The following is a 10015-nucleotide window of genomic DNA, read 5'->3' as shown; positions in this document are numbered from 1 at the left end:
ATATATCTTGTGGTCTAGTCAAAGCAAACCCGCTATTTTTAAGCAAATTTTGCCTGTTTGATTGCTTTTTTAGCCAAATCTTACACAATTGGTCCTAAGCAACTGATTCTTTAGTAAAAAGCCTGATAAAAACCCGAGATTAAAAACACCCATGAATACTCGTCAAAGCCGCATTATCCTCGCCTCCTCCTCACCGTACCGCAAAGAGCTCCTGAACCGTATTCTGGATGATTTCGAAGTCCTATCGCCCGAAATCGACGAAACACCCTTTCCCGATGAGGAGCCGATAGAGCTGGTTGCGAGGTTAGCACAGCAGAAAGCGCTTGCCGTTGCAGTCAATCATCCGGATGCACTGGTTATCGGCTCAGATCAGGTGTGTGTGCTTAATAATCAAATACTCGGCAAACCCGGAACCATCGACAAAGCCATAGAGCAGCTCAAAGCCTGCTCAGGTCAAACCGTCACCTTCTACACCTCTTTATGTGTCACCAGTGCGCGTGAAACAGCACAAAACACCACAGTCGTCGCCACCAAAGTACGATTCAGACAACTCAGTGATAAAGAAATCATCAACTACCTTGAAAAAGAACAGCCACTCGACTGCGCAGGCTCATTCAAATGTGAAGGATTGGGAATAGTGCTATTTGAGGCCATAGAATCCAAAGACCCGACGGCCTTGATAGGGTTGCCATTGATAGCACTGGTAAACAGACTCAGAGAGTTTGGCGTAGAGCTGATTTAAATACCTATTAAGGTTCGTAGATATGTAGGGTACCCAAGGGGGCAGACCCTGCGTCGTGACGCACCGTTAAAAGATGATGACTAGCTCCAGTTCCAGAATTCGTACCACTTGCTCTTTTGGCGCCTGATACGCTCAGTTTCCTTATATTGTTCAATGGCATCATTAACACTGATATGCTCATTTGGGTCTATAACTTCAAGGGTTTCTTCTGACTTTTCTCTTAACCACCGAAACAGGAATACATATTTCTGGCTTAAAGTGATCACTACTAAACTCGCTATTAACATCTGCCAATGATGCTTGCTGAGCATTATCGCCATGTAAGAACCGATTCCATAAAAAACCATATGAAGCATAAGAAAAATCAAAATTAGTTGGCGTCTTTCCATTTTTATAATTTCCAAACTATTCTTAGTGTTAAGTGTTTGACCGCAACTCTTAGATCCTGACAAATGTCGCTAAAAGCATACCGCTTCTTAGTAAGCCAACTGAGTGACTTTAAAGTTCTTCGGTGCGTCTCGACGCACCCTACTTCTGACCCTTACTTTACTGGTTTTAGTTATGCAAATAACAAACATCACTTGTATGTAAAAAATATAATTAAAATACTCAGAACCACAGAGATAGGAGTAAAATATAATATCGCCTTTTTATAAAAATTCTTTTTCTCCTGTGGTAATGCATTAAAATCTACTTGTATTTTGGTTAACTTCTCTTTTCCAAATAATACGCTCATCAAAATTGATTCAAAACACACAACAGATATTAAAACGTAAACTGAGTTCTCTTTATTTAAAACAAAGATATCGAAAAAGTTGAGAATAAATAGTAATAACGCATACAGAACCAGATGTGACAACCCTACAAATATCCCAATATCTGCATTATTTACTACCTTACCTTTCTCTTTTAGGTAAATGTAATATCCATAATATAGCCTTTTGTATATGGTAATCATTAAATTTGGTCATACCTCAACGTTCAGAGATGTCTTGAAAACTGATAATTTTTCACACTAAGAATAGCAATTACTCTCTAACAGGTCAGCTTCCAATTAATAAAAGTGATGCTGGATTTGATCAATCAGGTTTCTGCACGACTGCAAATAAGCTCCACCAAAAAGATTGTAGTGATTTAAATAATGATACAAGTTATAAATGACTTTCTTTTGTGGGTAAGCGTTGGTTCTGGGATACACTGAGTCGTAGCCGTCGTAAAAACTTTCACTGAAGCCGCCGAACATTTCGGTCATGGCCAAATCCACTTCGCGGTCGCCATAATAGACCGCAGGATCAATCAACCATGGGCCTTGATCATCAAACAGAACATTACCTGACCATAAATCACCATGCACCAGGCTGGGGTGAATGCAGTGGCGGTTGAGCCAGGTTTCCAGCAAATCCTTACGCTCAAGAATGGGTTCCTCAAGCATGCGCTTTACTTTTTGGTCTTTGATTAGATTAGTTTGATAGAGCAGGCGTTGTTCAACAAAGAACTTGCCCCAATGATCAAAATGTCCATTCACCTGTGGGTTGAGTCCAATATAGTTATCTTCGTCCAGCCCATAGTGTGGAGCTTTAACTTTGTGCAAATGGGCCAGCCCTTCTCCGAGCTGTTTCATCAGTTGCGGATTCCAGCTTGAACCATTAACTTTCTGCAACACCAGTTGTTCATCAGAAACCGATTCTATTTTGGGGATATTAAGGTGTGGAACTTGATGTTCTTGAATAGTCTCACGCAACAGTTCCAATCCTTTCGCTTCCTGTATTAGGTGATCATTGAATTGGGAACTATTACTTTTATGGAACATGGTAGCTTGTGAGTCCGTTATTTATGAGTCCGTTAGCAGCTGTCGGTATATGGCTAAGCTTTCATCATCGTAGCAGCTGAAAATGATTTCTTTTAACGATTGGGCATTACTGGTAAACATTTTACAGACACTGACTGCGATAGCTGCCGCCTGTTGTTTTGGATAGCCATAAACCCCGGTGCTGATGCAGGGAAAAGCAATGCTCCGCAAGCCCTGCTGTTCGGCCAGTTGCAAACTGTTCATGTAACAACTGGCTAATAACTCCGCTTCATTCTCATCACCGCCATGCCAGACGGGACCAACCGTGTGAATAACGTGTTTAGCTGGAAGGTCGTAGCCTTTGGTTATTTTGGCTTCACCTGTTTCGCAACCGCCCAAGGTTTTGCACTCTTCCAACAATTCAGGTCCTGCGGCACGATGAATGGCTCCGTCCACTCCTCCGCCTCCAAGAAGGCTTTTCTTGGCGGCATTAACGATGGCATCCACATAAAGCTGGGTAATATCGCCCGCATCCAGTCTTAACCTCATCCCTACTCCTTGCTGTTATTTGTATAACCTCTGGTAAGTCTCGCTATCTATAGCATATTCCAGCGCATCGATACCAAACAGAGTTATCTTTTTACGAAATGACTCGCCCAGCCGCTCTGCGACTTTAATCGATGGCGCATTGTCCGGCTGAATTAAACTGATGATTCGCTCCAGGTTCATGGCTTCAAAACCATAGCGCATAACGGCTTTACCAGCCTCTGTAGCATAGCCTTTGCCCCAGGCATTTTTATGCAGCACCCAACCCGCCTCGATTGCAGGCCATCCTTCCGGCTTTATGAGCCCGGCACGGCCGACAAACTGACCGCTGCTTTTTTCTTCAAGTGCCCACTGACCATAGCCATTGAGCATCCAATGCCCAGCCATGGTCGCCATGCTACGCCAGGCATCATGTTCAGACATAGGTTTACCGGAAAACAAATAGCGGGTTATGTCCGGATCTGCCATCATTTCATAATAGGCAGGCAGGTCTGTATCCTTATAATGTCGAAGGATCAGACGCTCTGTTTCCAGAACCGGTAGTTTTATTATCGTATCTTGGCAAATCTTCACAGAAAATTGAGCTCTCAGGTATTAAGTTGCAACCAATAGTTCTACAATCTTACAAAAGGTCTACTGGAATGAACACTGTTATGAAACACTTTCTATTGTCTTTATCAACAGCACTACTGATGGTTTTCAGTTTTTCGGCAACCGCTGAATCAGGCTGGGTTGGAGCCTTAGCGCCAGATTTTAAGCTACAGGATCAGAACGAAGAGTGGAAAAGTCTTGAAGATTTTAAGGGCCAATGGTTGGTATTGTATTTCTACCCGAAAGACGACACCCCTGGCTGTACTACCGAAGCGAAAAATTTCCGTGATGGATATAAAGATATCAAGGCGCTCAATGCAGACGTGGTCGGCGTATCACTGGATGACGTTGAGTCACACAAGTCATTCGCCGAGATTCATGGATTGCCTTTTAGTATTCTGGCTGATGTGGATAAAGAAGCAGCCACAGCTTATGACGTTTTAGGTGGATTTGGACCAGTCGAATATGCCAAACGTCAAACCTTCATCATCGATCCTAACGGCAACATCGTTTACCACTATGATGATGTTGATCCTGATACACACATGAGAGATGTGGTCGCTCAGCTTAAGAGCTTACAGAAAGAGATTTAAAACTATCGTTTCAAGCGCTTCTCGGAGCGCTTTTTTAATATTCTTGGCTAATCTTCGGCTGACAGTTTTTCCTATTGTCCAGAGAAACCTTTTAAATGTCGAATATCATCAATAATGGCCTGCGGCTGACAGCTTTTCAGCATGTCGATGGTATGAGCACCAAAAGTCACGCCAATGCCCCCCATCCCTGCTCGTCGCGCCATTTCCAGATCAAAAGTGGTATCGCCTACCATGACAGCCTGCTCTGGTTGAGTTTTAGTATGAGCCATCAGTTTATGCAGCATTTCCGGATGTGGTTTACTTTGTGCCTCGTCGCTGGCAATAGTGACATCAAACATAGACATCAAACCAGATTCATTCAGGACTCGGTCCAGGCCATGACGCGCTTTGCCGGTTGCAACCGCTAACAGATAGCCTTGGCTCTTAAGGTGTTCGAGCGTTTCTTCAGTACCCTCAAATAGCGGGCTCGGGGTTTGATCGCCTTCGACATATTGATATCGATACTCTTCGGTAATCCAGTCATGATCTTCAACTTCAGGGAACAGACGTCGATAACATTCATTCAGACTGAGCCCAATAATTCCACGCACATCATCTACCGATGGGATCGGTAACTTTAAATTAGTGGCCGTTGTCTGCATTGCAGAAACGATACGTCCTGTTGAATCCATCAAGGTGCCATCCCAGTCAAAAATGATGAGTCGGGTTTGCTTTGATATCATCGACGTAAATACTCCAGAGTTTTCTGTAAATCATCAGGCAACGGGGCTTCGACCTTCACTGCCTTATCTTCCGGCGTTACCTTAAAAGTCAGTGAGTAAGCATGCAGAAACAGACGCCCAGACAGCCCCTGCTGCTTAAAGTGCTCAGTTGTCTCATCATTACCATACTTGGGATCACCTACCAACGGATGCCCTGCCTGTTGTGCATGTACCCGGATTTGGTGAGTGCGCCCAGTTACCGGCTCAGCGGATACCAGGGTGAAATCTTTAAAGTTCTCAACCACACTGAAAGACGTCAGCGAGGGTTTGCCGCCCTCTGTCACCCGTACAATTCGCTCGCCTGACTTTAGATGGTGTTTCGCCAGTGGAAAATCAATATGCTTTAACTTGGCTGGCCACTTGCCTTCAACCAAAGCCCAATACTGCTTGCTCATCAGCTTTTTCTGCAGTTGTTCGTGCAGGAAACGTAGCGTACTGCGCTTTTTGGCTATTAACAAACAACCTGAAGTATCGCGGTCAAGCCTATGAACCAGCTCCAAGAATGGTGCTTCAGGCCTTAAGGCTCGCAACGCTTCAATCACGCCGAAACTCATGCCGCTACCGCCGTGAACCGCCATGCCATGTGGCTTATTCAAAACCATCAAACGCTTGTCTTCATACAGAATGGCATTCTCGAGGTCTTGAACAATATTAAGATTCACAGGAACTTCAGTCTGAGTGTTGGTAGTTGTCACCGGAGGAATACGAACAGAATCTCCCTCTTCTATCTTATATTCAGCTTTCACACGGCCTTTATTAACACGCACTTCGCCCTTTCTGAGCATTTTATAGATGCGTGATTTGGGAACGCCTTTGAGTTTTTTGAGCAAAAAATTATCGATGCGCTGACCGGCTTCTTCAGCCTGCACTTCAACAAATTGGACTTTTGGACGGGATTCGGTATTCATCGGGCGCAACTATACCTGAAAACACGTCAAATCAATAGCTTAAATCAACAAAAGATTGCTCTGCATTTGTAAGCAGTCTATAATGCCGAACTGAGCTATATGCTCCGAAATGAGCGTCTGGTGTCGCTCCTTCCGCCTCAACGAGCAAAGCTTCATGATATATAAGCAAGCAACATTGAGGCCAACGGAAGCAAACAACACCTTATATGTAGGTATTTAACAGCACATAGCGTTAAGCAGCTCTAAAAAAGAGATAGCCTATGCAACAGCTGAAATACCATAAAAGTGAAATGATTTTTAAAGCCGGTCACCGGAAAATAGCAGAATTGTAGAGTAGCAAAATAAAACGTTTACAAGATTAAACGTCAAAGTTACTCGGTTAGTTTGGCTTCTTTCGCGCACAAAAAGCGGTAAGACGTGGAATAGCCAAACAGGAAATCAATAGGTTTAACAGTCAAATTAGTGATGAAAAGGCAGTTTAAGATACTGAACTTACAGAAACTCACAGCTAAAACCCCTTGTTTTTAAAGACAAGCCAGGGTTTTAACCCCTATTCCTAATATTCTTGCTAACTCTTCCTGTGTCCGCAGAAATTGAGAGTTAATAACAAATGAGACGTATGTTGATTAACGCAACGAATCATCATGAAGAGTTGCGTGTTGCGCTGGTTGATGGCCAGCGTTTGTATGATTTAGATATCGAACTGGCAGGAAGAGAACAAAAAAAGGGTAACATTTACAAAGGCAAGGTCACTCGTATTGAGCCCAGCCTTGAAGCCGCTTTTGTTGACTATGGCGCCGAGCGTCATGGCTTCCTTCCATTAAAAGAAGTTGCCCGCGAGTACATGCACAATGCCCCATCGCGTGGCCGTCCTACCATTAAAGATGCCTTGAAAGAAGGCCAGGAAATCATTGTCCAGATTGACAAAGAAGAGCGTGGCAACAAAGGCGCCGCCTTAACCACTTCTATCAGTCTGGCCGGTAGCTATCTGGTTCTTATGCCGAACAACCCTCGCGCTGGCGGCATTTCTCGCCGTATCGAAGGCGATGAGCGCACCGAACTCAAGCAGGTCATGAGCCAGCTTCCGGTACCCAACGGTATGGGCTGCATCGTTCGTACTGCCGGTATTGGCAAAAGCCTTGAAGAAATCCAATACGATTTTAATTACTTGATTGATACCTGGAATGGCATCAAACAGGTCGCTGGTACACGCCCGGCTCCATTTCTGATCACTCAGGAATCTGACGTCATTACTCGTGCGATTCGTGATTACCTGCGCCCTGACATTGGCGAAATCATCATTGACCGCCAGGAAGTCTATGAGCGCGTAAAAAGTGAATTACAGTATCAGCGCCCCGACTTTGTTAACAAAGTGAAGCTGTACCGCGACGAAATTCCATTGTTCAACCGCTACCAGGTTGAAAGCCAGATCGAGAGCGCCTTCCAGCGTGAAGTTCGCCTGCCTTCAGGTGGCTCAGTAGTTTTCGATCAGACTGAAGCCTTACTTTCTATCGACATCAACTCAGCCCGTGCAACCAAGGGTGGTGATATTGAAGAAACCGCTTTGCACACTAATGTCGAAGCGGCCGAAGAAATCGCGCGTCAACTACGTTTGCGCGATATTGGTGGTCTGATTGTTATCGATTTCATTGATATGGGCCCTCCACGCAACCAGCGTGAAGTTGAGCGGGTATTAAAAGAGTCGGTCGCTCGCGATCGTGCGCGTATTCAGATTGGCCGTATCTCTCGCTTTGGTTTGCTTGAAATGTCACGCCAACGTTTGCGTCCGTCATTAGAAGAATCCAGTCAGCACGTGTGCCCTCGTTGTACCGGTTCTGGTGTTATTCGTGGTACCGACTCATTGGCTCTTTCAATTCTTCGCTTGATGGAAGATGAAGCAATGAAAGAATCTACAGCCGAAGTTCAAGCTGTAGTACCAGTTGAAGTGGCGACATTCCTACTGAATGAAAAGCGCCGCAAAATTGAGCAGATTGAGAAGCGTCAAAAAGTCCGCCTGGTCGTTGTGCCAAATCCATATCTTGAAACGCCTCATTATGAAGTGTTACGGGTTAAAGCCGGCGAAACTCTTGAAGATGCCAGCTACAGCCTGATTGGCGAAGCTCCGCAGGTTGAACTGGTCAGAAGTAGTACTCAGGCAGCTCCAGCAAGCGATCAGCCTGCGCTAAAAGGTGTTAAGCCAACTACCCCTCCGCCAGCTCCGAGCAAGCCTGCTAAAAAGAAAAAGCCAGGTCTGTTCAAACGCCTTTGGACTGCATTATTTGGTGACGATAAAGACAAGAAAAAGAAAGCTAAAAAGTCACAAAACAATCGTGGCAAGTACGATCGTAATAACCGTGGTCGCAACAACCGCTACCAGGGTAAAAAGCGTACTAACCAGAAAGGTCGCAATCAGAATCAAAACCGCAACCAGCAACAGGATCAGCGGGACGATAAAGATAAGCCGCAGCAAAAATCTGGTGGCCGTCCACAGAAGAAACAACAGGACAAGCCACAAAGAAAACAGCAGCAGCCAGCTCAAAAGCAAGAGCAGAAGCAGGAACAGAAGCAACCGCAGCAGCCAGAGGCTAAACGTCCACCACGTAAAACACGTGCTGAACGTATGGCTGAAGCGCAGCAGACGCAACAGCCAGCTCAGGAACAGGCTCAACAGCAGAAAAAACCTTCTGTTCGCTCAGCGATAAAAAGCAAAAAGCCACAGGAAGAAACCGTTGAAACCAAGCCGGTGGCCAAGAAAGAAAAAACCAGCAGTGATAAGTCGACTAAAGAGCGTTCTCCAAAGAACAAGGCTCACGCTGAAGATATTATGGTCTACAAGGCTCATAAATCTCTAGAGCGCAGCATCACTGATGTTATGGGTTATAGCAAGGACAAAAAGCCAGCCAAACCCGAGGCTCAGGAAGCAACACCAAAAGCTGCTAACGATGTATCTGAACAGCCTAAGGTTAAAGCTCAGGCTCAGGCTCAGGATAATGCATCACCAGTGCACACTGAAGCTTCAAATGAGCAGAATAATACTCAGCAGCAGACGCAGGCTCCTAAGGAAACCGTTGCTAAAAAGCTGGATGCTGAAACCGTTGAGCCTTTTGTGAATAAAGAGGTTGAAGTTGAGGCTACACCAGCAGAGACTAGTGCTAAACCTGTTCAGCCCAAACAAGAAGCGAAGCAAGTTCAGCCTAAGCCAGAACCTAAACCAACAGTGAACGATGGTGCCGACAAGCCAGCAAAAGTAACAGCCAAGCCGCATGAAGCAACCCATGCTTCAGCGCCGATGGCAAAAGCCGTTACTAATGATTCGGTAGTAACAGCAGACTTCTCACCGAAACCTTACCAGTTTTCTGAGAATGACGTGATTACAACCGATATTGAAGACACCAGTGACAAGCACAGTAATAGTCCTGCGGCTAAGACCAGTTCACTGAGTGAGTGACTTGACTGAGTGATAATTATTTAGCCCAGCAATGAAAACGGAGGCCCAAAAGCCTCCGTTTTTTGTTACCCCAATTGCTATTTATTGTCCAAGTCTAAACATTCGTTGCTTAACCTTCCCTTGCTCTTTTTTGACGTGAAAAATTGCACCGTAATCCGCTTCATCCAAATGAATCTGCGTACTCTGCGGTAACGCCTGTCCGGCAAAGCTAACTTCAAACTGACCATCAAACGCCTGCACAATACTCGGCACCGTATTAGAATGGCCAACGATCATGACGGTTTTTCCACAATACTGCTTATTGATTTCATCAACCAAAGCTTGATTATCACGAGGGTCGTAAGTTCGAACCTCAAAATGATGCTGTTTTGCAGAAGGGGTAAGCGTCTGCCTGGTACGCTTATAGTCAGTGGTATAGCCGACATCAACCAGTGCCATAAAGTCCTGCTCACTTAAAGCGACAGCCATTCTATGACCCTCTTCACTTAAATCTGTATCTTTATTCTCACTAACAGCTTTGGGCAGATGACGCATGACATAAACATCGTAATCCTGACAGCTTACCTGCTCTACTGCCTGCAATGCAAAACTTGCAGAGATAAGCAATGTAGTAATAGATAATCGGAACATAGTCATA

The 10015-nt window shown here is 44.9% G+C and carries 10 protein-coding genes; 3 read left to right on the top strand and 7 right to left on the bottom strand.

Annotated features, from left to right (window positions below):
• Window positions 1-151 precede the first annotated feature (151 nt).
• Complete coding sequence (locus HUJ19_RS08665) at window positions 152-742, top strand: Maf family protein (RefSeq protein WP_290623464.1); 591 nt, start codon at window positions 152-154, stop codon at window positions 740-742.
• A gap of 80 nt (window positions 743-822) precedes the next feature.
• Here HUJ19_RS08665 and HUJ19_RS08660 read toward each other — a convergent pair whose 3' ends face one another.
• The 4 genes from HUJ19_RS08660 to HUJ19_RS08645 all read right to left on the bottom strand — a co-directional run bounded on the left by HUJ19_RS08660 (window position 823) and on the right by HUJ19_RS08645 (window position 3650).
• On the bottom strand, window positions 823-1062 hold the full coding sequence (locus HUJ19_RS08660) for a hypothetical protein (RefSeq protein WP_290623463.1): 240 nt from the start codon (window positions 1060-1062) through the stop codon (window positions 823-825).
• A gap of 734 nt (window positions 1063-1796) precedes the next feature.
• A complete protein-coding gene (locus HUJ19_RS08655; RefSeq protein WP_290623465.1) occupies window positions 1797-2573 on the bottom strand; it encodes a fructosamine kinase family protein in 777 nt (258 codons plus the stop codon).
• Complete coding sequence (locus HUJ19_RS08650; RefSeq protein ID WP_290623462.1) at window positions 2574-3080, bottom strand: O-acetyl-ADP-ribose deacetylase; 507 nt, start codon at window positions 3078-3080, stop codon at window positions 2574-2576. It lies immediately after the preceding gene.
• Between the two features lie 15 nt (window positions 3081-3095).
• The gene (locus HUJ19_RS08645) at window positions 3096-3650 is read right to left on the bottom strand and encodes a GNAT family N-acetyltransferase (RefSeq protein WP_290623461.1); all 555 of its coding nucleotides are present in this window, start codon (window positions 3648-3650) and stop codon (window positions 3096-3098) included.
• Window positions 3651-3730: 80 nt separating this feature from the next.
• Here HUJ19_RS08645 and HUJ19_RS08640 point away from each other — a divergent pair, with 80 nt between their 5' ends.
• Window positions 3731-4261, top strand: a complete 531-nt coding sequence (locus HUJ19_RS08640) for a peroxiredoxin (RefSeq protein WP_290623460.1) — start codon at window positions 3731-3733, stop codon at window positions 4259-4261.
• 71 nt (window positions 4262-4332) lie between these two features.
• Here HUJ19_RS08640 and HUJ19_RS08635 read toward each other — a convergent pair whose 3' ends face one another.
• Together HUJ19_RS08635 and rluC are read right to left on the bottom strand one after the other, a co-directional pair.
• Complete coding sequence (locus HUJ19_RS08635; protein ID WP_290623458.1) at window positions 4333-4983, bottom strand: HAD-IA family hydrolase; 651 nt, start codon at window positions 4981-4983, stop codon at window positions 4333-4335.
• Window positions 4980-5930 (bottom strand): 23S rRNA pseudouridine(955/2504/2580) synthase RluC, encoded by a 951-nt coding sequence (gene rluC / locus HUJ19_RS08630; protein ID WP_290623456.1) that lies wholly within the window; start codon window positions 5928-5930, stop codon window positions 4980-4982. The genes HUJ19_RS08635 and rluC overlap by 4 nt, the downstream gene beginning before the upstream one ends.
• Window positions 5931-6540: 610 nt before the next feature.
• On the opposite strand from rluC, the gene rne reads away from it, so the two are divergent.
• The gene (rne, locus tag HUJ19_RS08625) at window positions 6541-9378 is read left to right on the top strand and encodes a ribonuclease E (protein ID WP_290623454.1); all 2838 of its coding nucleotides are present in this window, start codon (window positions 6541-6543) and stop codon (window positions 9376-9378) included.
• A gap of 81 nt (window positions 9379-9459) precedes the next feature.
• On the opposite strand, the gene HUJ19_RS08620 is transcribed toward rne, so the two are convergent.
• The gene (locus HUJ19_RS08620) at window positions 9460-10014 is read right to left on the bottom strand and encodes a phosphoglycerate mutase family protein (RefSeq protein ID WP_290623452.1); all 555 of its coding nucleotides are present in this window, start codon (window positions 10012-10014) and stop codon (window positions 9460-9462) included.
• Between the last annotated feature and the right edge of the window lies 1 nt (window position 10015).

The sequence above is a fragment of the Kangiella sp. genome (assembly GCF_014762745.1).
Lineage (GTDB): Bacteria > Pseudomonadota > Gammaproteobacteria > Enterobacterales > Kangiellaceae > Kangiella.
Note: the sequence above shows the minus strand (reverse complement) of the source record. Positions and strands in the feature narration are given on the sequence as shown.